Here is a 23,759-nt window from a genome sequence, read left to right on the forward strand (position 1 = left end):
CGGTGCCCAGGAGATACCTTTTTCTTTGATTGCTTTTATGAATCCTCGCTCGCTCAATGCCTGAATAGCAACACAGCTAATGAAACGACTCCGAGTGTCTTCTTTATTACGGCCATCCATAATTAGGTCGCTTGTCCATTTGAAGGAAACAGTTTGCGTATAAAAAGCCAAGAACCGATCGGAGAAGCCCCCAGAAATAGCAACAGCAGCGTCACTGTTAATGAATCCTGCCTGAATGTCAGGACAACGATAAATACAAGCAGGCCCGTGATGCGGCCTATTGTCAGGCTTAGTTCTCGCAGCACAACCAATTCCACCCGCTTCTCTACATCCTCCTGATTTAATCCCATGAGATCAAAGCTGGCCGATATCGCCGGCATCATGTACAGCGGTAAGACTAACGCCGTCCCGATTCCCAACACCAGCAATGTTGCATAGTTGACAGTGAATAACAACGGTATAATGACCAGCAGCATCAATATGGAACCGACCAGCATACCAGTTTTGCGGAATTTGGGTTTAAACCATTTACCACAGGCCCAATAGCTGACAAGCGAAACGGCAGAAGTGATTAATGCATACTGCCCCAGCTTGGATTCCTGATCCGTAGCCACGAATACAAGCAGTGTAATGAGAAAAGAAAACACACCTTCCCTAAGCCCCTGTACAGCCAAACCCCATATCGCGTACCTCCAGAGGCCGCCCTTTCTCAGGCGATTCAGACCCTCAAGCCAATGGTAGTCACTTTGGACCGGTCTTTTGCACAGGAAGAAGCTCAGGACCACTGTCACTGCGAAGATCACCATCGACACGGTAAAAATGAATCGATAGCCTCGGTCTCCATGCATTAGCGTAATAATCCATCCTGCGAGCCAAGGACCTATTATTCCCGTTATAGAGCCCAGAAGTCCGATCCAGCCATTAAACCAGTCCCGATTCTCCGCACTTGAGACCTCGAAATAAACGACATTAAAAGCTAGCCAGAATAATCCTAAAGACACACCGAATAGTAAACCGAGAGGCCAGATATAATGGACGGCATCCCGTCCTGTCCACAATACACTTAAATAAAAAAGGCCTGCCACCGCAATCCCTAGACGAAGGGCATTCATTTTATTCTGTTCCTTCACCCATTTGCCAGCGCCCCAAAACGTCAGACCCAGTGCAATCTGCTGGGCAATCGTGAACCAGCCAAGCATCGTGTAATCCTGACGACTCTTCCATAGGTATACATTGAGGAAGGTACCCGAGAGTGCGCTCGAGAGAATAAACAGCCCATGAACGGATAACAGCAGCATAGCCTGGGGGTCCTTCGTCCATTTCATATACAGTTCCTCCCTTGCCTTCGCACTTAAAGTCCAAGGTATTTTACCCTTCCTTCCTCCACTTCATGAACAAAAAAAAGGAAACCGCACGAAGCGGATTCCTTCAAAAGCACTAGGGCGGCTCATAACGCTCTCCTTCAGGCTCTATTCCTTTTTGTGGATAAAGCTCTTAATCATCTGAAGCCGATCATTCTCGGCTAAGTTATACTGTACTTGGAAACACCCTGGACATACGTAGACGTTCATCTCATACGGGGTCTGCAACACAGGGCCTTGGATCAACGGAGCGTTGACTGGCTGGAAGCCTTCTCCGCTTACACGCTGAGTCCCCGCAAAAAGCATATATTCCCGGCAATGGAGACACTCAGGGACTTCTTCTTGTTCATCCAGAATCCCCTCTACCGCTTCTTCAAATGCAAATAGATCATGATCCTCCCCGTACTTATCGACTGTTCGAAGGGTCGACATCGATTCGGGCTCGGCTCCCCATATTCGGCGGAGATCATCGGCCTCTTCGTCGGAAGCTTCTTCATAATCCGCTTCATAAACCTCTGCGTCCTTCTCAGCATCTTCGTCTTCCAGCGCGATATTCAATGTTCGGTAGCCTTTAAGCTCGTTCGCGCAGTGAGGACAGTGCTCCTCGGGACCTATCTCTTCATCCCATACGATCTCGCTTTGGCACCATGGACAAACCGTCGGTTCCATCGGTCATTCATCCCTTTCTTGATACAAACGGCCATAATCGGCCTTGTTAAAGTTATAATTATTGAGACATCAAGTATACAATGCCTGCTACAAAAAAAATCAAGGCAGCCGCAAATAAAATCCGCGGTAAATATTTCATCGTCCTTGTCCTCCCGAAGCTGTTAAATGCACGCTCCAATAATGTAAGATAAAGATACGGTGATAAGAAATACGATCAGGCCTACAGCGCGATTATCCTTGCCAATCTCTTCATCGACTGAAAATACAGGCGTGAGGAATTCCAGCAGCCAATAAGCCAATAATAGCAGTATAAACCCGAAGAACGACCATTTAATCATGTCATATATGGACGTATTGGCCGTAATGCTATACCGCATAACATTACAGATCCCAAACACTTTCCCGCCGGTTGCCAAGGCTGCGGCTATATTCCCCTTGCGAATCTCATCCCAGCATTTGTACCTCGTTACCAGTTCAAAGATATACAAGTAAACAATAAGCGCAAGTATCGCAACCGAGAAATAGCCGACAAGCACACCAATTGGATGGGTCAGCAAATGATCAATCGCTTCTGTCATTCCCTTATGTTCCTCCTCGATATAAAGGGGATGCGGCATCTTACGCATCCCTTGTTCTGATCCCTATAATGATATGTTATACGGATGAAGGAGAAAACGGTTCCCAATTTCCAGCTTTTCTTATTTCAACTCAGCAATCGTCACACCATTGCCGCCTTCGCCGTAATTGCCCAAACGATAACTTTTCACGTGCTTGTGCTTACGCAAATACTCTTGAATACCGGTTCGCAGAATCCCGGTACCCTTGCCATGAATGATGTAGATCTGTCCCAGATTACCCAAGAAAGCCTCGTCAATGAAACTATCCACTTCGATTAGCGCTTCCTCCAGGTTCGCCCCTCTTAAATCCAGCTCATTCCGAATATTAGTATCGCGGGTGCGTTTCAGGACGGTAGCATGCTGTTTCGGAGCTTGCTTGGCACCAGCTGCCGGATTCGATAACAGTTCCAAATCATCCAGTGACACCTTCATCTTCATGATACCCAGCTGTACCAGCGCTTCCTTCGAGCCTGCCATTTCCACGACATGCCCTTTTTGATTCAGGCTGTATACCCGAACCTCATCACCAGGCTCGATCTGGCGCTGCTGCTTCGCCGCTTGCTGGCCTGCTGACTTCTTGCCCTGCTTCGGCTCGGCATCATCCAGGCGCTTCCTTGAAGCAATCAGCTTGTGCTCTTTAACGGAAGCTCCTTCCTCTTGAGCCAACTTGCGCAAATCCGAGATGATCTCCTCGGCTTCGCTTCGCGCTTTGTCAATAATCTGCCGTGCTTCAGCACGAGCTTTATCGGCGAGCTTGTCCTTCTGTTCTTCGAGCTTCTGAAGCTCTTGCTGGTGCCGTGCGCGCAGGGCTTCCATTTCCTGACGGACCTGCTGCGCCTTCTCGCGTTCCACTTCTGCGGTATGCCGATTCTCTTCGAGAGAAGCAATCATATGATCCACGCGTTGATCTTCTTCCTTCACTTCTCCGCGGGCAAATTCCAGAATGGACCCCGGTAATCCCAAACGTTCTGCGATAGCAAACGCGTTACTGCGTCCCGGCACACCTACCAGAAGCCGATAAGTCGGACTTAGGGTGTTAATATCGAACTCCATGCTGGCATTAATTACGCCTTTGCGTTCGTATGCATAGGCCTTCAATTCGGAATAGTGCGTGGTTGCGACCATACGGCATCCCATCTGGTGAATATGTTCCAGAATGGAAATCGCCAGAGCCGAACCCTCGGCCGGATCGGTTCCTGCACCTACTTCATCAAGCAGCACCAAGCTCTTAGGCGTCATATGACTTAATATCCGGATGATGTTGGTCATGTGGCTGGAGAAGGTACTCAGACTCTGCTCAATGCTTTGCTCATCCCCGATGTCCGCATAAATTGCATCGAACACGCACATTTGGCTGCCTTCTTCAGCCGGGATAAAGAGACCGGACATAGCCATCAAATTGAGCAGACCAATTGTCTTGAGCGTCACCGTCTTACCACCGGTATTCGGACCCGTGACGATAATGGAAGTATAAGAATTGCCTAGCTCAACATCCAGCGGAACGACCTGATCCGCTGGAATAAGCGGATGTCTGCCTTTACGCAGCTTAATGTACCCTCTGTCATTCATCCTCGGCAGCGAGGCCTTCATGACATGAGCCAGACGTGCTCTGGCGAAAATAAAATCAAGCTGCCCGATCAAATCCACATCTATGGACAGTAGTTCAGCCTGTTCTCCCACTTGGGCAGTCAGTTTCTGAAGAATCACTTCAATCTCCCGCTCTTCCCGCATTCTGGTCTCGCGCAGCTTATTGTTCATGGCCACAATGGACTCAGGCTCAATAAACAATGTTGCGCCTGATCCAGACTGGTCATGCACGATCCCACCGAAATGAGCGCGGTATTCCGCTTTTACCGGAATGACGAAACGGTCTCCACGAATCGTAATCAGCTGATCCTGCAGCATCTTCGCTACAGATTGCGAACGAATCATGGACTCGAGCTTCTCCCTGATCCGCACCTCTCCGCCCCGCAGCTCGCGGCGGATTTGTGATAGTTCTGCGCTTGCGCTATCGAGCACCTCAGCCGTATCATCAATGCAGAGCCGAATGGCATCTTCCAATGGCTTCTGCTCCGATATAAGGTCACTCAGATTATAAAGAATATCGATCTTCTCATCATCGTGAATAGCTGCGATGAACCGCTTGATTCGGCGCGATCCATGAATCGTGTTGGACGTAGCAAGCAATTCATGGGGGTTCAAAGTGCCCCCGATTCTGGCCCGCTTTAGAGCATCGTTAATATCGGTAATCCCGCGAAAAGAAGGGCTTCCCTTAAGCCTGTCCACGGTATAAGCCTGATCGGTAGCCGCAAGCAAATCCTTCACGGCTTCCAAGTCAGTTTCGGGCAGCAGCTCTTCAGCTCTTTGGCTTCCCATGCTCGTTTGGGTATATTGTGTTAATGCATTTAAAATTTTCCGGTATTCTAAAGTGTGTAAAATCTTGTCGTTCAAGAAGTTCACAACTCCTCTCAATCAATGCCTATATTATATCGAAAGCCACGCGAATACGCCATGGAATCCAAAATCCTTCCACACATAACGTACGCCCCTTATGCACAAAATAAATTCTGCGTAACATTCCAGTAGTCTTATTCTAAGGAGGCAGGTACCATGCAATTTCTCGGGCATGTCGTTCGGTTTATCGTTGCCGCGCTTGTACTTATGGTTGTTGGATGGATTGTCCCTCAATTCACCGTTGGCGGATTTGGAAGCGCCCTGTTGCTTGCTCTCGTCATTGCCCTGCTCGGCTGGGCTATCGAGGGTATCTTCGGTAAAAAAGTCACACCGTTTGGACGCGGAATCGTGGGCTTTCTTGTGAGTGCACTTGTTATTTACATTGCCCAGTTCATCGTGGGGGACGTCAGGGTCTCTGTACTGGGTGCTCTGCTTGCCGCACTCGTCATCGGGATCATCGATCTGTTTATTCCGATTGCGACCCCTTTCGATGCAGGCAAAAGCCGCAAAGAATCAAAATAAATCTCCTGCAGACGCAGTCTTGGTTTTAACCTCTTTCTGAATGTCCTGCATATTCAAAGGTACATTCCAGCAGATGCTGTAATATCCACATCACCCCCTGTTGCCATGGAACAGGGGGTTTCAATTTTATATAGTTGGGCAATGTAGACATATTTCCATGCTTCCCTACATTATAGCGTAAAATGGAGCTTTCAATGCAAACGCCAGAAGTTCACCAATTTTTCATAACACACATGCGCCACTGTACTTGTTCTGAGCTATCATAAAGAATAGCATATAAATTCATGAAAATTTAACAGTTGGGAGAGATTATAGTGAAAAAAGGCATAGCATTACTTGTTTCGTGCATGCTTCTATTCGTATTGGCCGCCTGTGGCGGAGGGCAAAAAGAATCCCAGGGAGATTCCGGGATCACTGATACTGCCGTTGCTGAAGCGGAACTAGTGATCAAAGGCACCAACTTCCAGTTCGACCAAAAGGAATATCGCCTCAAAAAAGGTGTACCTGTTAAAATTACATACGAGAATGAAGACGGCAATCATGGCGTTATGATCCCTGTACTTGGTTTGTCTCTGGATCGAAAGAATAACTCTAAAGTCGTAACACCTGACAAAACAGGTGAATTCGAAATTTCATGCTCCATCCAGTGCGGAGCTGGTCACAGCAAGATGATCTCCAAACTTATCATTGAGGAATAATACAACTCACAAAAGACCTCCGGATCGCCAGAGTACCCTCTGCTTGATTCGGAGGTCTTTTTCAGGTTGACAACTGTTCATGGTTTAACGCTGATCCTGTTCAATCAACTCTATCCATTCATTGTATTCAACTTGGAGCTTCGCGTATTCTTCCTTCAGTTTACGATGTTCCTCTTCAAGTAATGCGGTATTCTCTGCCCTCACTTCTTGTTCTGCTTGAAGCAGCTGGTATTGGTGCATGACCAGCTCATACTGTTCACCAAGATCGGAATATTGCTGCTCCGCTTCGCTCTTCTGACCTTCAAGCCGTTCACAAGCCTGCTTGGCTGTCGCTATTTCCTGCTGCCAGGACTGAAACTCTTCTTCGAGAGACTGCTTCGCGTATTTCCATTCATCCCGCTCTGCGGCCATCTTCTCGCTCTCAGCCGTAAGCTGCTCACGCTCGACTAACCATTGTTCATATTGGTTCTGCAACTCAACAGATCGCAATTCGGATTCTCTCAGCTGTTCGGCAAGTTCACGCACCCGTTCCTCACTCGCTGCGGCTTCCTTCCGAATATGATCAAGCTGGTTTGATACCGTATCATATTCTTCTTCCAGCATCGCATATAACTTGTTGGTCTCTTCTTCGCGTATTCGTGCTTCCTTCACAAGCTTCTCGATTTCTTCATGACGAGAATTCAATACCTTCAATTCTTCCTGGGCACTTTTACGTTCAGAGACGCTCCGGTCAGCTTCATCCTTCATAACCTGGAGCTCATCCTGAAGTCCCTTCATTCCTTCTTCCAGGCTCTCATTGGCTTCCATCAGCTCGACGATTCTCATTTCCAGCTCGCCGGTTTCTTCTTTGCGCTGATCAGCCAGCGTACGCCAGGATTGAAGCTCGCTGCTTAAACGCTGCACCTCTTCCTGCTGCTTGCGCGAGGTCTGATTCGCATCCACTACAAGTTTCTGCAGACGACGGCGCTCTTCCTCCGATTTGGCGGATTCCTGTTTCAAATCCTCAAGCTCCTTGGTCAATGTGTCCACCTTCGACCGGAAGGATTGAAGTTCCTGGGAAGCGACTGCCCCTTGCTTCTTCGACTGCTGAAGTTCTCCCCTCAGCTTGTCCGCTTCAGCCTTGCCGGTAGTCAGCTCCTTCTCTACGGACGACAATTTGGATTGCAGCTGTCCTCCGCGATTACGCTGCTCGGCAAGCTGCTTCTCTAGATCCTGAACTGTACTCGTATGTTTTTGCTTCAGATCCTGCACGGTCTGGGTATTCTGCTGTTCCAGCTCCTGTACCCTCTTCGTATACTTCTGCTCCATATCCTGCACGGTCTTCGAGTGCTGCTGCTCCTTCAGAAGCGCCTCTTGTTTATAAATGCTCTCCTGTTTCTTCAATTGCTCAGCCAGCTTCTCTTCGGCCTGCTTCGCAGAAGTCCGTTGGTTCTGTTCCAGCTTCTCGATTGCCTGCTTGTGCGTGTTTGTTAACTGTGCAATTTGTCCATCGTGACGGCGCTTCAGATCGTCGAGGGATTGCTTGTGGCTGCTCTCGTACTTCTCACGTTGTTCCTTCAATTGCACTTCAAGCTGCTGCTTCGCCTTCAGTAATTCCGCACTCCGATCCGACTCCTGTTGGAGCAATGTCTTTGTACGCTCCGACTCTGCTGTCAGCTTCTCCTTGGACACTCTGTAGTCCTCAGCTAAAGCCGTCTGCTCTGCCAGTTTCTGCTCCAATTGCTCCAGCTGCTGACGGTGTCTCTCTTGCTGTTCGATTTGAATTCCTTGTACTTTGGCAAGTTCCGAGCGAAGTTCATTTCGCTCAGCTGTCATCTGCTTGGCCTCATTCTGAAATTCCAGCTTCTGCAAAGCTTCTTCGGCCATATGTACTGCGGCAAGAACGGCAATGCGCGGGGTATCGAGCCGGGAGTGCGCCTTGGATATGGTACGCATGCGGTCGTCCACAAAATTTGCTACCTGCCTAGTATAATCACTGCTACTGCCCACAAGTTTATAGGAAGTCCCGTAGATTTCTACGGTGACGCTTTTACGATCCGGTGTAGTCAAAATTGTGCCCTCCTTCTATTATGTGTAGATTCTATGATGTCTAATGTGGTCTGTCCTATTCTCTTACATTATATATGAGTTAACGTCGATAGACGAACCTCTTATGGCAGACCGAAGTTTGGTATATGATCACACTATTCTGTGTCTATAATTATGTACCCTGCGGGCATCCTGATGCAAATCCCAGATCCATTTAGAGCAAAAAACCCGCCATCGAATCCCTGATGTAATGGATTCGATGCGGGCTTTCACAATTCCTGCTATTTTCTTAATTCTGCGCCAAAAGTTTGCTGAAGGGCAGCGACTGCTTTTTCTGTAACTGCAGCCACCTCTTCATCGGTCAATGTCCGGTCCTTATGGCGGTACGTCAAGGAGATCGCCACGCTCTTCTTGCCTTCTCCAAGCTTGCTGCCGGTAAAGACATCAAATACCTGAATCTGCTGGAGCAACTCTCCGGCATTCTCCTTAATCGTTTGAATCAGGGAGCCAGCCTCAACCTGCTCATCCACCACGATGGCAAGATCACGTTCCATACCTGGGAATCTAGGCAGATCGCGGTAAGCAACACGATCATTGGTCATGTCATACAGCGGCTCAAGCAATATTTCAGCAGCATAGGTATCTTCCAAATCGAGCTCCTGCTGCGTTTTCGGATGAATTTGTCCAAGCACGCCTAACAGACGTTTGTCCTCACCCTGACCCGCATAGATGGAAGCGGAACGTCCCGGATGGAACCCGACAGGGGAATTGGCTTCATAAGTGATATCATCCTCCTGAATTCCGAGATAGTCGAACACCGTTTCCAGCGCACCCTTCAGATCAAAGAAATCAACTTTGGCCGGCTGGACATTCCATTGCTTGTTCCCCAGGCGTCCTGACAGCAGCAGACCAAGAACTGGACGTTCTACCGGTTGCTTCGTCAGCGTCTTCTCATGTGTATGGAACAGGTTGCCCATTTCAAACAGAGCTAAATCCGGCTGCTTGCGGTGATCATTGTACAGTGCGATATCCAGCAGCTGCGGCAGCAGACTGGTGCGAAGCACGCTGCGATCCTCGCTCATTGGCATAGCCAGCTTGACTGCCATTCCTTCGGATGCAAGGGAAGTGAACATCTCCGCCTGCTGTGGATGAATGAAGGAATATCCCAGTACCTCCTGGAATCCGCTATGCGTCAGCAATCGGCGCAGGGAGCGGCGAACTGCTTGTGCTTTTGTTAATGCACCCGGGGTGGTTGGTCCTTCAATAGCCGTTGTTGGAATATTGTCGTATCCATACAGACGGGCTACCTCTTCAATGAGGTCTACATCAAGCACAATATCACCGCGGCGGGACGGCACCTGAACATCCACCATTCCTTGGCCCGCATCTCCACAAGGGAAGTGCAGACGGGAGAAGATCGTTTTCACTTCCAGCAGGGACAGCTCCGTACCCAGATAGCGATTTAGCTTCTCCAGCGACAAGGTAATTACAGCAGGCTTGACTTCTGCACTGCCCGCTTCAACGATTCCCTGATGCACAGCACCTCCAGCATATTTGGCCATCAATGCCGCAGCGCGGTCGAGAGCAGGAATGACTCTGGCCGGATCTACTTCCTTCTCAAAGCGGGAGCTTGCCTCTGACCGCAATCCCAGCTGACGGGATGTCTTACGCACCGTACCCCCGTCAAATTTCGCCGATTCCAGGAAAATATTCACCGTGCTGCTCGTTACCTCTGAGTCTAGGCCGCCCATGACTCCAGCCAAAGCCACTGGCTTGCCGCCAGCCGTAATAACCAGCATATGCGGCTCCAAGCGGCGCTCTGCACCATCCAGGGTTACCATGGTCTCCCCGGCTTCGGCCATACGCACATGAACTGCACCGTCTTTGAGCTGATCGGCATCAAAGGCATGCAGAGGCTGGCCATATTCCAGCATCACATAATTCGTAATATCAACGATGTTATTAATCGGTCTTACGCCCGCAGCCATAAGGCGGTTCTGCATCCAGAGCGGAGAAGGAGCAATCGTTACACCTGTAATATAGCGTGCTGCGTAATGGCTGCACTGCTCATTAGCATCAATCGTAACCGAAATATGATCGGCTGCTGCATCCTGAACCTCCAGAATTTCCTTCTCCGGGTTTGGAAGACTCAGCTCACGACCCAGAATGGCACTCACTTCATAAGCTGCTCCCAGCATGCTGAGGCAATCGGAGCGGTTCGGCGTCAAATCCAGCTCCAACACTTCATCATTCAGACCCAGCACATCCACAATCGGCTTACCGATTTCCGTCTCGGCCGGAAGAACCAGAATCCCTTCCTGCAGCTCTTTAGGCAGCAATTTATCATTCATGCCCAGCTCCTTGGCAGAACAGATCATGCCTTGGGAGAGCACACCGCGCAGCTTCGCTTTCTTGATATCGAACCCGCCTGGAAGCTTCGCGCCCACAAGCGCCACCGGCACCTTCTGGCCTGCATCCACATTTTTGGCTCCGCACACGATCTGCAGATCCTCTTCCTGACCTGCATCCACGATACACACATTCAGCTTATCGGCGTCGGGATGTTTCTCCTTGCTCTTGACATAACCTACAACAACTTTGTTAATTCCTTGATTCCGTTTCTCAATGACATCAATCTCAATGCCAGCTGAGGTAATGCGAGCCGCCAAATCCTCAGAGCTTACACCTTCGAGCGAAATATAATCGGACAACCAATCGGTTGATACTCTCATTGTCTATTCACTTCCCTTTTATCGTTAAAATTAGATCCGCGTGAACTGTTTCAAGAATGCTGTATCGTTGTTGAAGAAATGACGGATATCATCCACGCCGTATTTCAGCATGGCAATTCGCTCAACCCCCATACCGAAAGCAAAACCACTGTACTTGTCAGGGTCATAACCGCCCATTTCCAGTACCTTCGGATGGACCATCCCGCAGCCTAAAATCTCAAGCCAGCCTGTTTGCTTGCATACACGGCAGCCGCTGCCGCCGCATTTCACGCAGGATACATCCACCTCTGCGCTCGGCTCCGTGAACGGGAAGAAGCTTGGACGCAAACGAATTTGCGTATTATCCCCGAACATTTCCTGCACGAATTGCAGCAGCGTTCCTTTTAGATCACTCATGCGGATGTTCTCACCGATGACCAGTCCCTCAATCTGATGGAACTGGAACGAATGGGTCGCGTCATCATCGTCTCTGCGGAATACACGTCCCGGGCAGATGATTTTGACAGGAGCTTTCCCTTGCATCGACAGCATCGTCCGGGCTTGCACCGGGGATGTTTGGGTACGCATCAACAAATCATCTGTCAGGTAGAAAGAATCCTGCATGTCACGTGCCGGATGGTTCTTCGGCAGATTCAGCGCTTCGAAGTTGAAATAGTCTGTTTCTACCTCAGGTCCTTCTGCTACGCGGTATCCCATCCCGATGAAAATATCCTCGATATCCTGAATGACCTTACTCAGCGGATGGATCGCACCCTGGCTGAGCTTGCGTCCCGGAAGGGTTACATCCACTTTCTCTGCACGCAAGCGTTCTTCGGTTTCCTGCTGCTGGAAGGCCTCCTGTTTGGCGGAGATGACTTCCTCGATTGCACCACGTACATCGTTGGCCACCTGGCCGATAACCGGACGCTCTTCTGCGCTCAGCGCACCCATTCCGCGCAGGATTTCCGTCAAGGCACCTTTTTTGCCAAGGTATTTCACCCGCAAATCATTCAACTGCTGTGGATCGTTAACATCCTGCAATTGCGCCAATGCTTCCTGCTTTAATGCTTCCAATTTTTCCTTCATGGCTATTCGCACACCCCTTTGTAAACTCCATCGTTTGTACTGAAAACAAAAAAGGCCTCTCCTCCCGAAAAGGGACGAAGAGACCGTGGTACCACCCTTGTTAACATGCAAATGTATCTCCGTCAAAACTGTAAAAGTCTTGAACAGGATAACCCTTATCATGCTCACTTGACCGACGTAACGAATCGGACCCGTTATCCCCTACTGTTCTGGCGAATGCCGTGTTCAGGGAACTGCTCCGGAGCGAACTTCACCAGCCTGTTTCTTTGAGAGACACTCTCAATCCATGGTATCTCTTCCCTGTAAAGAGGCACTGGTTACTCTTCTCCATCCACGCATTTGTAACATATACAAATATATAGGCTTTATTATATGCAACCTTTCGGAATATGGCAAGTTCATTCCCCCATTTTAACCCCATCTGGAACATTTTATAAGCCGCTTGTTCTTATTCCGACTGAAGCCTTGCAAGTTCAGCTCGAAGCTCCCTGATCTCGGCAAGCCAGCTTGCCTCATCTTCGGCTTCAAACCCGTCTGCGGATACCCCCAGCAATTCCTGAATCCGGTACTCAAGCGCCATCCGGCGGTTGTCCTTCTCGGTATCACCCTTGATTACGCTGGTTCGTGAAGCCTGCTCTTCCTCCTCGTCGACACTTCCTTCGAACCAGATAGGGGCCTCCCCTGGAGTCAGGGTTAGCAGCCGATTGGCAATTTTTCGCACCAGATACCGGTCATGGGATACAAGCGCGATTGCACCCGGAAAGCTTACGAGCACTTGTTCAATCACCTCGCGGGTATCCACATCAAGGTAGTTCGAGGGTTCATCCAACACGAGCAGATGCGCTCCGCTAAAATACAGCTTAAGAAAGGCAGTTCTGCACCTCTCCCCCATACTCAGCTGCCCCATCTTCTTAAACACATCATCCCGGCGAAATAGAAATGAGCCCAGCAAGGTACGAGCACGGCTCTCCGTCATACCCGGAATGACAAGCAGACTGTCCAGCAGCGTAGTATCCGGATCAAGCCCCTCCAGCTCCTGGGAGAAATAGCCGATCTTGACGGAAGGATTACGGACAATCCGGCCTTTCTGCGGTTCAATTTCGCCCAGCAGAAGCTTGAGCAAAGTCGTTTTTCCGCTTCCGTTGGGACCTCTGACGGCTAAACGGTCGCCGCGGTGCAGATAGAAGGTAAGGTGATTAAATAGCAGATGATCCCCATATCCAAAACAAACATCCTCCGCATGGAGTAGAGTACGGCCCCCGAAAACCTCCCCTTCCAGATCCATATTCAGCTTAGGGCCGCTGCGCGGCTTATCTACCCGCTCTGCTTCCAGTCTTTCAAGCGCTTTTTCCTTGGCATGATATCGTGAGATATTCTTCTTGGCCTTGGCTTTATAAAAGCTGGCGGTGATCTTGACCTCATTGACATCTCCGGCCGAATTATGTGCTTTATGGAACCACTCCTCATATCTGCGGATGGATTCCTCCAGCGATTTGCGCGCAAGCTCCTGCTTGCGGTAGAGCGTCTCCTGCTCACGCAGCTCCCGCTCCTTCTCGCGGCGGTAGTCTGTGTATCCTCCCGGATACTGCCGGAGCTCCTTCGGTGTCAGCTCACATACGGACGTTGCTACCCGGTCGATGAATTCCCGATCATGCGATACAAACAGCACGGTTCCTTTATAAGACGTTACCAGCCACTGCTCCAGCCAGAGCATACTTTCACTATCCAGATGGTTCGTGGGCTCGTCGAGCAGCAGAAATTTCGGTGACGATACCAGCAGTGCGGCGAGCAACACTTTCGTCTTCTGACCTCCGCTCAGCTGCCTGTAGGACACAGGCCATACTTCAGCCCCGATGCCCAGCATCGTCATAGCTTTCTCTACCTCCGTCTCCCACTGAAAACCATTTTGAGACTCGTAATTCTCCAGTAAACTGCTGTATAACTCAAGCAGTTGTTCCATTTCACCCGAACTCTCGCCCCTCATCCGCTGCTCAACCTCAGCAAGCTGAAGCTTCAGCTGCCACAACGACGGTTGACTGAGACTGCGCACCGTATCAATGGCACTCATCTCGCCCTCTACCGGCTCATCCTGCTGCCTCATCCAGCCCCATCGCTCTCTTGGAAGGATCGCCTCCACGACTCCTACCGTTGGTTCACGCTCACCTGCCAGGATGGAGAGAAGCGTGGATTTACCGGTACCATTACGCCCATATAGCGCAATGCGTTCTCCTTCCGCCACTTCCAGCTGAATATTCTCAAACAAAGTCTTTCCTTTAAGTTCCATATGAATCTCTTTTGCTTTTAGAATCATCGTCATATCGCTTCATCCTCTCTCTTTGGCTAAACATTAAAAAACCACAGGCGATTGCCTGCGGTGGATATGAGAAGAGAGGTTTGGCTAGTGCCTGAATAATGGAACGCTTCGCATAACTGATTCTAACGTTTTGGCTGTCATTCCAGTCCAGTCTTGACGGTTATTGAAACAAGATCAATCATCCATCCGTTAGCAGCAGCTGCAAATATGCACTCCATGCATGTGAATTGTATATATGCGGGTACAGCTCACCCTATAAAAAAGAGGCACCCCAGTCACAATATTCAGACACACCAAATCTCTCCTCTACCACCGTAGAGAAACGCCTGCACAATCCATGCAGTTGTTTAGAGAAAAGGGTGTCTTACTTCATTGGACTAGGTTACCTCGCATTCTTGGAATGAAATTATGGCCATTATAACAGATACTATGTGTTTATTAAAGGGGCTTATGCGTAAATCCGCGTCAGTTCCCCGTCTATTTTAAATACAATCCTTTTCCTAACTGAAAATCTTGTGCGATGTCGTTATGAATCAAGGCAGTCCCGCTCACTTGCTCGCTGTCTTTCACCTTGACTCCATCTGAAACAGTGGGATATTTCTTGCCATTAAACTGCAGTTTCACCTGCACCCTTTCTGCTCCGCCGCCAGACATCTCCATGATCAGATCATGCCAGCCGTTTGTACGGTTGTTGCTTACAATGACCGGGTTTCGGACCAGCGTGAACGTCTGGATGTGTTCATAAAGCCCGTCCTTCTGCCGGAACAGCAGGCCTGTATCCCCGCCCGTTCCGCTCACATACATTCCGACAAGCTGCACAAATACCTCGTTCTGTCCATCCCCATCCACATCAACATAATTATAATAATAACGGGTTTCCTTCAGCTCATCTGATGCCAGTTCCATGACCTTCTTGATACTATTCTCCAGCTCCGGGTTCCGGACTGTCTCCGATTTCAGATTGATGATTCTGCCCGAATCCGAATTTTCCACATACACGATGTTCTCTGACTTATCCCATGCAACAGCATGTCCGAGCTGCTCAGCAATTCCCCGAAGGGGTATGTATGTTGTCCCATCGATAAGTAGCGGATTTAGCTTCTGTCCTTTTTCATCCTTAAACTCCACATGTTCGCCTGATACATTTATTTTGACGTTATTGTATGAGATCTTCTTTTCTTTGGCAGCATCTCCAGCTGAAACCGTACCTACAGCAGCAGCCAATCCAATGGTGAGCACTGCCCCTGCCAATATTCCCTTGACTCCGTCTAGCTTTATCATTCTTCTAGTCATCTCCTACGATGTCGTTTTGTTTATTACCCTATTTAAATTATAAAAGACAAGCACGACGAGGAAACTACGCCTTGGTTACATGGATATGAAACTATATTCATAACTCTTGCTTTCATTTAACAAGATTGATATAACTTAGGGCCAAGAATATCGATCGCATCATCAATTAAACAACAAAGAAACCCTTGCTGCGCAAGGGTTTCTCGTGAAATATTCATAAGCGGGTGATGGGAATCGAACCCACGCTACCAGCTTGGAAGGCTGGAGTTCTACCATTGAACTACACCCGCATATCAACCTACAAAAGTGATACTTTTGCGAGGCCTAAATGATAAGCGAATCGGGACGACACGATTTGAACATGCGACCCCCTGGTCCCAAACCAGGTGCTCTACCAAGCTGAGCTACGTCCCGATGATAATCATCTTCCTTTTGAAGACAAAAATAAATATACCATGCCGGAAAGGTAATTTCAACATGTATTTTATGGAAACTGTTATTTCCATGGTTAGAGAGCAAACAAACAGCATCCTTCCCGCAAGGGAAGGACGCTGCGCTAAATTAAGTTACAAGACAGGTATCTGGATGTTTTCCAGCGCACCCTTTTTATTTTTTGTCGAAAGTCACTTCCGGAGTCGTCAATTTATCATAAAAGTCCACAATTTTATCCTTGTCTTCGGAAGCGCGAAGCGCCATAGCGGAGCGTGGATGTTCATCAAGAGTACCCGTAATCATGTAAGGCATGATATAACCCCACTCCTCTTTTTCACGAAGAGGAATCATAAAGCGCTCGATAATATCCAGTACCGGACGCAGCTCATACTTCGTACCTTTCAGATGGGTAACCAGAAGCTCGGTCGGACAGTTGCCGGCTGCGCGTCCCATTCCGTATACAGATGCATCCAGAAGCTCAACGCCCAGATCTGCAGCGACCAGAGTATTGGAGAACGCCAGCTGCATATTGTTATGGGTATGTACGCCCAGACGCTTGTTCGGCAGATGTTCTTTAAACTTATTCACAAGGTATTCCATGTCTTTATGATCAAGGCTTCCATAAGAATCAACGATATACACCACGTCTACGACGCTTTCTCTAATCATCTCAAAAGCTTCCAACAGCTCGTTCTCCATCACATTGGAGAGGGCCATAATGTTGAGCGTAGTTTCATAACCCCGTTCATGGAAAGTTTGAACCAATGCAAGCGCCTTATCCACGTCTTTAATGTAACAAGCAACACGGATGAGATCCAGCAGGCTTTCCTCACGTGGTAAAATATCGTCTTCATCTACACGGCCGATATCGACAAGTGCGGACAATTTCGTTTTTCCCTTATTCGGAATGACCTTTCTAAGGAATTCGTCATCTAAAAAACGCCAAGGACCAGCCTGGTCAGCGCCTTTCAACAGTTTTGGAGAATTTTTATAACCGATTTCCATATAGTCCACGCCAGCCTCATTCAGGCTCGCATATAAATTTTGTACGAATTCTACACTAAAATCCCAATTATTGACCAATCCGCCATCGCGAATGGTACAATCTACAATCTTTGTCTGACTACTCTTAATCATTCTAAGCTAAACTCCTCTCGGCAATTTTTCTCTTCATCATACTTGAAGCCCGGTTGAAAAGTAAAGCAAAACTGTCGATTGACGTACCATTACCACCCTTACCCTTCGGGTAACTCAGATATTGCGTCCTAGGGGATGCTGTACTCAATCCAATACGTCCTGGGCCTGTCTGCAGATCCAATCAATCAAAGTGCGAACTAGCACGCCAGTTGCTCCCTTGGGGTCAACCCCCCGCTCCTTCGACAAGAAAGCTGTTCCTGCAATATCGAAATGTATCCAAGGGAGACCATCAGCGAAGGTGCCCACAAAAAGACCCCCCGTTATCGTTCCGCCTTCGCGGCCGGTTTGATTTCTTATATCCGCAACGTCACTCTTTAATTTATCCCAGAATTCCGGATAAGAGGGCAGCTGCCATATTTTTTCCCCGGCCCGCCGAGAAGAGGCTATAAGCTCTTGCAGAAAAGGCTCATCATTGGTCACAGCGCCTGTGGCTATATCTCCAAGTGCCGAGACGACGGCCCCCGTCAATGTGGCTACATCAATCAATCGGGTAGCACCCAGCTGCTTCGCATAGGTGATACCGTCCGCCAGTACGATGCGGCCCTCCGCATCGGTGTTCAGAACTTCAATGGTACGTCCGCTTAAGGTCGTAATGATATCACCGGGTTTATAAGCGCTGCCGCTCATTACGTTCTCCGCAGAAGGAATCACCATGATCACATTCGCCTTGGGACGAATCCGTCCGAGCGCCTCCATGACGCCCAGCACCGTAGCCGCTCCGCCCATGTCACTTATCATATTTTCCATACCGGGCGTCCGCTTCAGAGAAACGCCGCCAGTATCAAAGGTAATCCCCTTGCCAACAAGACCGATCACGTCATCCCAGGTCTCGCGTCCCTGATAGCGAATTACAATCATGCGCGGTGGATGAACACTCCCTTTCCCTACGGCCAGGAGGCCACCCATGCCTTTCTCAAGGATTCCCTCCTCGTCTAGAACCTGCGCTTCAAAATCATGCCGTTTCGCCAGCTGAAGAGCCCTCTGAGCCAAATCTTCCGGTAGCAGCATATTACCTGGCAAGTTCGTCAAATCGCGTGCCAGACAGGTCGCTTCCCCTATCGCCGCACCCTGAGACATGCCTTCATTCCATCCAGCTATCCATTCCGGCTTCAAATCTTCTTCTATATAATAGAGGATTTCTTCTACTTTTGTTCCCCCTGAAGCATCACGCTTATAATGCGGCTTACGATAGCTTCCTAGGATGCATCCCTCGGTTAATGCTTGAGCAGCATCCAGAGATGCCTGCTCATCCGTCAAGCTGACCATGGTGGACGGAATTCGAATCGCGGCGCTGTCTATACCTGATTTCAAGGCAGCTTTAACCGCCTGAGCTGCCAACAGTCGCAGCTGCTCGGATGTCAGAATGCCTTCAGGGCAGCCTACAAATATGAACAGGCGGGTTCTTCCACCAATGCTCTCCGGCCATATAAAGGATCTGTTGGGCGTTCCATCAAATAGCCGGCTCTCAGCCAACTGTTTTAGCAGCGGATCCCAGGCAGCGGAGATTCCCCCCTCTACTGCTTGTATTTTTGTAATGGGTACTATAATGGCATCCAAATCAATCTGTTCGGCTGTTATATTACTCTTAAACGTCCATCTCATGGGGTCTCCTCCTAAAAAAGAAAAAGCCATTCCATCGGAACAGCTGGTCACACATTGAATTTGTAGAACCTGTGTTCTTAAACTTCAGAAACACTCACCTTGGGAAAGGTAATCACGAACTCCGTCCCGCTACCAACCTGACTATCTACGGCAATCGAACCGCCATGGTTCCTGATAATACTGTAACTTACAGACAACCCTAATCCAGTGCCACTCTCTTTTGTCGTAAAGAAAGGATTAAACAAATGATTCAATGTGTTCTGATCCATCCCGCCGCCATTATCGGATATATAGATGCAAATATGCTTCCCTGTATCACGGGCCGAAATATCAATCATCCCGGTTAGGTTCTCATTCTCATCATGATGTTCATGGATCGCATCCAGTGCATTTTTGACAATATTAAGAATCACCTGTTTGATCTGTTTCACATCCACGGAAATAAACGCAGGAGGGGTCTTGTCGGTATGCAGATTGATCTGGCATCCCTTCATCAACGCTTCACTCTCTGTAAGAAGAACAACTTCCTTCAGTAAGGAAGATACGGAGACGATCTTAGTCTCAGGAGCCGAGGGTTTGGAGGAATTGAGAAATTCATATATAATATCATTTGCACGATCAATCTCCGTAAGAATAATTCTGGCATACTCGTCCTTGCCTAAACTTACAAGGTGTGGACGAAGCAGCTGAATAAAGCCGCGAATAGATGTCAGCGGGTTACGTATTTCATGAGCGATGGATGCCGAGATTTTGCCCAGCATAGCCAGCTTATCGTTCTGGTAAGCCGTTTGCTCAATTCGCTTGAAGTCGGATACATCCTTCACGCTTATTAGAAAATCTCCTTCCATTTGGTCCCCATAAGTCATGGTAATGAGCCAAGATCGCCCGTATTCATCAACCAATTCATGGAATCTCTTGCGATGAAACACCGTTTCCCGAAAAGTGCGAAGTATTTTTTTCTTCTTAAATCTGGAGAGCTGGGGATGGCGCAATAATTGGGTCAATGTACAACCAGTTAGCGACTTCCGGGGTACACCCAGCAACTTGGCCATCTGTACATTTACAAATGCTAATACTCCGTCACTATCAAAGAGGATAATCCCGCTGTCGAGATTTTCTAGTATGTTCTCATACTTGTTCCTAATAAGCTGGCTGGAATGAAATGAACGAATGGCCTGCAGCTCAGATTCACGGATTTGACTCAACAAGATGGCTCCCCCTTTTCTTGAAAAGTTGAACTCACCAACCGACATTATAAACATATATAAATCTGCTTGTCCGCTCTCGCATCACAAATGGACTAAACCTGCTTCCTTTCATGATAGTCACCCAGGCTAAGAAACGTCAATCAGAAATTCTGTCGAAAAATGGAAAGTTGCATAAAAATACCATTCTACATACCTAACCCGTACGAAAATATTAACATTGCATGCACAACATTAAAAAAGCCCCGGGTCTTCACGAGGCTTTATTTTCTGGATTAAGGTTGTTTCTGCAGCCGCAGGCGGCGCTGACTCATCACGGCCAACCGTCTTTTCAGTTCGCCCTGCCACTTCTCATCTTCCATCCATTTGGCTACAACCAGGAGATCTAACGACATATCAATCTGGCTCTGAACGACCGTTAGCGGATCCTCCGACTCCCGGTTGACCACATTCTCAAATATTGCATCTTCATCTTCCATCACGTAATCCTGAAAATCCAACTGGGAGGCCCCATCACCATGGGCATATTCAGCTAGAATCTCATACTCATTCTCGACACGATGATGCACCTCAACACGGTGACAGACCGGACAAGACAGCAGGGGAACATTATGTACTTGAGTGCGATAATGCTTCAGTGTACCCTTTGTACCCATCATACTAGCCCCACAGCAAAAACTCATACCGTTCACCCTCCTTTTATGGATTCTTCATCATTACAAATTATTGTATTCGCTTTCATACTCTCTAATTCCTTCATGAAAATAACCGGATGAGAAAATTAGGATTTTTTTCCTATCTTATGTCTGTTATCCTATCATGAACGCAGATCCGTTTCCCTTAAAGGAGTCTTCCCCTAATTTACCCAATACAGTCAGAGTGAAAAACCCTCATTATCTGCATATAATGTCAGATAATGAGGGTTGCCTTTATTTCGCAAAAAACTAATTACAGGTTAGTATCGCCCGGTTTCCAGTTCATCGGGCATAACCCGCCGGATTGAAGCGCTTGAAGAACACGAAGAGTTTCTTCCACACTGCGGCCCACATCGTTATGGTTAACGACTTGATATTTCAATTCGCCTTCCGGATCAATAATGTACAAGCCGCGCAGAGCAACGCCTTCTTCTTCAATAAGAACACCGTAATCTCTAGCTACATTCTTCGTGATGTCTGAAGCCAATGGGAAGTTCAATGCGCCCAGACCATTGGCTTCTTTAGGTGTGTTGATCCAAGCTTTGTGGCTGTGGATTGAGTCTACACTTACACCCAAGATTTCTGTATCCAACGCTTTGAATTGCTCATAAGCATCGCTGAGTGCCGTGATTTCAGTTGGGCATACAAAAGTGAAATCAAGCGGATAGAAGAAGAATACAAGCCACTTGCCACGGTAGTCCGACAAACTGACTTTGCCAAAATCTTTACTGTCTCCTGATACAGTTTCCATCATGAATTCCGGAGCTGCTTTGCCAACCAAACGTTCTGCCATGATTGAATATCCTCCTTGACCTATGTATGAAAATATACGTATTTTCTACACCTATGCATCTCTGAACATTTAATAAAAATGTTATCATTGAGGGTATGCAAAGTCAAGATTATAGATATTATTAAATAATAATTATTATAAATAAGTAACTATCTTGGATGGGTATTTTCCTGAATTAACGGATTGCTGCGGCGATCAAATCACCCATCTCCGTAGTGCTGAGCGCTTTGCTCTTATCCACGGCGATATCAGCTGTCCGATGCCCTTCGTCGAGTACTTCAGCAACCGCCCGTTCAATCGCATCAGCCGCATCCTCGTATCCAAACGTAAGGCGGTACATAAGCGCTACCGAAAGAATCGTAGCGATTGGATTCGCCAGACCTTGACCAGCAATATCCGGTGCGGAACCGTGTACCGGCTCGTACAGGCCAAATGCACCTTCTCCCATGGATGCGGATGACAGCATGCCGATCGACCCTGTCAGCATAGCTGCTTCGTCACTTAGAATGTCGCCGAACATATTCTCGGTTACGATAACGTCGAAGCTGGACGGGCGGCGCAGCAGCTGCATCGCGCAGTTGTCTACCAGCACATGCTCCAGTTCTACATCCGGGTATTGAGGAGCGATGCGGTTTACCGTTTCACGCCACAAGCGGGACGTTTCAAGCACGTTTGCTTTATCGACAGATGCAAGCTTCTTCCGGCGCTTCTGAGCAATCTCAAAGGCTTGATGTACAATGCGTTCTACCTCAGCGGTGCTGTATGCGCAAGTATCTACTGCTTCTTCGCCACCGGCACCCTCACGTCTGAACTTCTCGCCGAAGTAGATACCCCCTGTCAGTTCGCGAACGACCATCAGGTCGGTACCTTCGAGAACTTCAGGCTTCAATGTTGAAGCATCTTTCAAGCAATCAAAAACGACAGCCGGACGCAGGTTCGAGAATAAGCCGAGCTCTTTACGGATACCGAGCAATCCGGTTTCGGGACGAAGCTCCTTCGAATTGTTGTCCCACTTCGGTCCGCCAACTGCACCAAGCAATACAGCATCGGCGCTTTTACATACTTGGAGTGTTTCCTCTGGCAGTGGTGTGCCTTTCTCGTCAATCGCAATACCGCCAAACAATGCATGTTCGGTCGTAAATGAATATCCAAATACCTCTTCGGTACGTCTTATGATCTTCTCCGCTTCCGCCACTACTTCAGGACCAATACCGTCTCCTGCGATTACCGCAATCTTCTTCGTTTCTGCCATCCTTCGTCACTCCTTATTTATGTACACTGGTCGTATTTAATCATCTAGTTACAGTTTTAACATACTCCCTCTCAATTGACCAAGATATAGAAACTATGAACTTAATTCATTTTGCCTATAAGTGGGGGAAAGTGATCAAGGGAGATGGCGGGCTTCGAAGAGTTGTTGTGAGAGCTTCGAATACTTGGTGCGAGAGCTTCGTAGACTTGGAGCGAGAGCTTCGAAGAATTGGTGCGAAAGCTTCGAAGTGTTAATGTGGGTGCTTCGAAGGATTGATGTGGAGCTTCGAAGAGTTAATGTGGGAGGCTCCGAGTACGTATCGTTCCTCCGATCGCTGTTGTCGCCGAATTTCTTGAATTATGGTATCGCAGTTGAAATTCGGCTCCAAAGGCGACCGCTTTGCTTCTCCGGAATCGATTCGTCCTCTCCGCTGCTTCGAAGGCTGCTTCGAAGCAGAGTGGATCATGTAGGGTTCCACGGAGATGAGCACATCTCCCTGATCACAATGGGTGAGGGAGGTAGAAGAAGGAGCCGCCTTATGCATGAAGCATGGGGCGGCTTCCTTTGGGTTGCTCTTTGTATGTCATTACAGCTGTTGGCTACTTGCTTGTGCTTCTTGCTGCCGCTTCTGATTTTGTTACTTGCTTGTGCTTCCTGCACCGGCCTCTGATTCTGCTACTTGCTTGTGTTTCCTGCACCCTCTTCTGATTCGGCTTCTTGCTTGTGCTTCCTGCTTCTGCTCCTGATTCTCCTCCTTGCATCGGGCTTCCTGCACCGACTTCTGATTCGACTACTTGCTTGTGCTTCGTGCACTCACTTCTGATCTGATT

Annotated in this window: 19 protein-coding genes, 2 tRNA genes and 1 other annotated feature; of the genes, 2 read left to right on the plus strand and 19 right to left on the minus strand. The window is 48.4% G+C overall.

Annotated features, from left to right (window positions below; all coding sequences use genetic code 11):
• Positions 1 to 122: 122 nt before the first annotated feature.
• From AM231_RS18425 to AM231_RS18440, 4 genes are all read right to left on the minus strand, one after another.
• Positions 123 to 1,325, minus strand: a complete 1,203-nt coding sequence (locus AM231_RS18425; RefSeq protein WP_054403953.1) for an MFS transporter — start codon at positions 1,323 to 1,325, stop codon at positions 123 to 125.
• A gap of 144 nt (positions 1,326 to 1,469) precedes the next feature.
• Positions 1,470 to 2,030 carry a hypothetical protein gene (locus AM231_RS18430; protein WP_054403954.1) on the minus strand — a complete coding sequence of 187 codons (561 nt, stop codon included), beginning with the start codon at positions 2,028 to 2,030 and terminating at the stop codon, positions 1,470 to 1,472.
• Between the two features lie 161 nt (positions 2,031 to 2,191).
• Positions 2,192 to 2,608 (minus strand): DUF350 domain-containing protein, encoded by a 417-nt coding sequence (locus AM231_RS18435; protein ID WP_054403955.1) that lies wholly within the window; start codon positions 2,606 to 2,608, stop codon positions 2,192 to 2,194.
• A 120-nt stretch (positions 2,609 to 2,728) separates the two neighbouring features.
• The gene (locus AM231_RS18440) at positions 2,729 to 5,098 is read right to left on the minus strand and encodes an endonuclease MutS2 (protein WP_054403956.1); all 2,370 of its coding nucleotides are present in this window, start codon (positions 5,096 to 5,098) and stop codon (positions 2,729 to 2,731) included.
• Positions 5,099 to 5,257: 159 nt separating this feature from the next.
• On the opposite strand from AM231_RS18440, the gene AM231_RS18445 reads away from it, so the two are divergent.
• Together AM231_RS18445 and AM231_RS18450 are read left to right on the plus strand one after the other, a co-directional pair.
• Positions 5,258 to 5,623, plus strand: a complete 366-nt coding sequence (locus AM231_RS18445) for a phage holin family protein (protein WP_054403957.1) — start codon at positions 5,258 to 5,260, stop codon at positions 5,621 to 5,623.
• Between the two features lie 314 nt (positions 5,624 to 5,937).
• A complete protein-coding gene (locus AM231_RS18450) occupies positions 5,938 to 6,321 on the plus strand; it encodes a cupredoxin domain-containing protein (RefSeq protein WP_054403958.1) in 384 nt (127 codons plus the stop codon).
• Between the two features lie 84 nt (positions 6,322 to 6,405).
• Here the strand turns inward: AM231_RS18450 and zapA are convergent, their stop codons facing one another.
• The 15 genes from zapA to AM231_RS29675 form a co-directional block, all read right to left on the minus strand.
• Entirely contained in the window at positions 6,406 to 8,370 is a 1,965-nt protein-coding gene (gene zapA / locus AM231_RS18455; RefSeq protein ID WP_054403959.1) for a cell division protein ZapA, read from the minus strand.
• A 260-nt stretch (positions 8,371 to 8,630) separates the two neighbouring features.
• Complete coding sequence (pheT, locus tag AM231_RS18460; RefSeq protein WP_054403960.1) at positions 8,631 to 11,081, minus strand: phenylalanine--tRNA ligase subunit beta; 2,451 nt, start codon at positions 11,079 to 11,081, stop codon at positions 8,631 to 8,633.
• Between the two features lie 30 nt (positions 11,082 to 11,111).
• Positions 11,112 to 12,146, minus strand: a complete 1,035-nt coding sequence (gene pheS / locus AM231_RS18465; RefSeq protein WP_054403961.1) for a phenylalanine--tRNA ligase subunit alpha — start codon at positions 12,144 to 12,146, stop codon at positions 11,112 to 11,114.
• 67 nt (positions 12,147 to 12,213) lie between these two features.
• Positions 12,214 to 12,489 (minus strand) — a binding site (T-box leader).
• Between the two features lie 105 nt (positions 12,490 to 12,594).
• Positions 12,595 to 14,463: a ribosomal protection-like ABC-F family protein gene (abc-f, locus tag AM231_RS18475; RefSeq protein ID WP_054403963.1), complete on the minus strand. Its 1,869-nt coding sequence runs from the start codon at positions 14,461 to 14,463 to the stop codon at positions 12,595 to 12,597.
• Positions 14,464 to 14,937: 474 nt separating this feature from the next.
• Positions 14,938 to 15,741: a stalk domain-containing protein gene (locus tag AM231_RS18480; RefSeq protein WP_054403964.1), complete on the minus strand. Its 804-nt coding sequence runs from the start codon at positions 15,739 to 15,741 to the stop codon at positions 14,938 to 14,940.
• A 231-nt stretch (positions 15,742 to 15,972) separates the two neighbouring features.
• Positions 15,973 to 16,043 (minus strand) — tRNA-Gly (locus AM231_RS18485).
• A gap of 50 nt (positions 16,044 to 16,093) precedes the next feature.
• Positions 16,094 to 16,167 (minus strand) — tRNA-Pro (locus AM231_RS18490).
• Between the two features lie 192 nt (positions 16,168 to 16,359).
• Entirely contained in the window at positions 16,360 to 17,322 is a 963-nt protein-coding gene (locus AM231_RS18495; protein ID WP_054403965.1) for an aldolase catalytic domain-containing protein, read from the minus strand.
• A gap of 144 nt (positions 17,323 to 17,466) precedes the next feature.
• Entirely contained in the window at positions 17,467 to 18,984 is a 1,518-nt protein-coding gene (locus tag AM231_RS18500; RefSeq protein ID WP_054403966.1) for a leucyl aminopeptidase, read from the minus strand.
• A gap of 77 nt (positions 18,985 to 19,061) precedes the next feature.
• A complete protein-coding gene (locus AM231_RS18505) occupies positions 19,062 to 20,192 on the minus strand; it encodes an ATP-binding protein (protein WP_053491846.1) in 1,131 nt (376 codons plus the stop codon).
• Positions 20,193 to 20,464: 272 nt separating this feature from the next.
• Positions 20,465 to 20,872 (minus strand): hypothetical protein, encoded by a 408-nt coding sequence (locus tag AM231_RS18510; RefSeq protein WP_053491845.1) that lies wholly within the window; start codon positions 20,870 to 20,872, stop codon positions 20,465 to 20,467.
• A gap of 265 nt (positions 20,873 to 21,137) precedes the next feature.
• A complete protein-coding gene (locus AM231_RS18515) occupies positions 21,138 to 21,677 on the minus strand; it encodes a peroxiredoxin (RefSeq protein WP_054403967.1) in 540 nt (179 codons plus the stop codon).
• A gap of 175 nt (positions 21,678 to 21,852) precedes the next feature.
• The gene (gene leuB / locus AM231_RS18520; protein ID WP_054403968.1) at positions 21,853 to 22,929 is read right to left on the minus strand and encodes a 3-isopropylmalate dehydrogenase; all 1,077 of its coding nucleotides are present in this window, start codon (positions 22,927 to 22,929) and stop codon (positions 21,853 to 21,855) included.
• Positions 22,930 to 23,179: 250 nt separating this feature from the next.
• On the minus strand, positions 23,180 to 23,473 hold the full coding sequence (locus tag AM231_RS29670; RefSeq protein ID WP_054403969.1) for a hypothetical protein: 294 nt from the start codon (positions 23,471 to 23,473) through the stop codon (positions 23,180 to 23,182).
• 55 nt (positions 23,474 to 23,528) lie between these two features.
• Positions 23,529 to 23,759, minus strand: a 231-nt coding sequence (locus AM231_RS29675) for a hypothetical protein (protein ID WP_207383637.1), incomplete at its 5' end; no start/stop codon positions are given.

Source organism: Paenibacillus solani (genome assembly GCF_001277345.1).
Classification (GTDB): Bacteria; Bacillota; Bacilli; order Paenibacillales; family Paenibacillaceae; genus Paenibacillus_AQ; species Paenibacillus_AQ solani.

What these genes read in the sequence shown, in the direction of transcription:
- AM231_RS18425 (WP_054403953.1), bottom strand. Translation starts at nt 1,325, where the DNA reads ATGAAATGGACGAAGGACCCCCAGGCTATGCTGCTGTTATCCGTTCAT.
- AM231_RS18430 (WP_054403954.1), bottom strand. Translation starts at nt 2,030, where the DNA reads ATGGAACCGACGGTTTGTCCATGGTGCCAAAGCGAGATCGTATGGGAT.
- AM231_RS18435 (WP_054403955.1), bottom strand. Translation starts at nt 2,608, where the DNA reads ATGACAGAAGCGATTGATCATTTGCTGACCCATCCAATTGGTGTGCTT.
- AM231_RS18445 (WP_054403957.1), top strand. Translation starts at nt 5,258, where the DNA reads ATGCAATTTCTCGGGCATGTCGTTCGGTTTATCGTTGCCGCGCTTGTA.
- pheT (WP_054403960.1), bottom strand. Translation starts at nt 11,081, where the DNA reads ATGAGAGTATCAACCGATTGGTTGTCCGATTATATTTCGCTCGAAGGT.
- pheS (WP_054403961.1), bottom strand. Translation starts at nt 12,146, where the DNA reads ATGAAGGAAAAATTGGAAGCATTAAAGCAGGAAGCATTGGCGCAATTG.
- abc-f (WP_054403963.1), bottom strand. Translation starts at nt 14,463, where the DNA reads ATGACGATGATTCTAAAAGCAAAAGAGATTCATATGGAACTTAAAGGA.
- AM231_RS18480 (WP_054403964.1), bottom strand. Translation starts at nt 15,741, where the DNA reads ATGATAAAGCTAGACGGAGTCAAGGGAATATTGGCAGGGGCAGTGCTC.
- AM231_RS18495 (WP_054403965.1), bottom strand. Translation starts at nt 17,322, where the DNA reads ATGATTAAGAGTAGTCAGACAAAGATTGTAGATTGTACCATTCGCGAT.
- AM231_RS18500 (WP_054403966.1), bottom strand. Translation starts at nt 18,984, where the DNA reads ATGAGATGGACGTTTAAGAGTAATATAACAGCCGAACAGATTGATTTG.
- AM231_RS18510 (WP_053491845.1), bottom strand. Translation starts at nt 20,872, where the DNA reads ATGAGTTTTTGCTGTGGGGCTAGTATGATGGGTACAAAGGGTACACTG.
- AM231_RS18515 (WP_054403967.1), bottom strand. Translation starts at nt 21,677, where the DNA reads ATGGCAGAACGTTTGGTTGGCAAAGCAGCTCCGGAATTCATGATGGAA.
- leuB (WP_054403968.1), bottom strand. Translation starts at nt 22,929, where the DNA reads ATGGCAGAAACGAAGAAGATTGCGGTAATCGCAGGAGACGGTATTGGT.
- AM231_RS29670 (WP_054403969.1), bottom strand. Translation starts at nt 23,473, where the DNA reads ATGCATAAGGCGGCTCCTTCTTCTACCTCCCTCACCCATTGTGATCAG.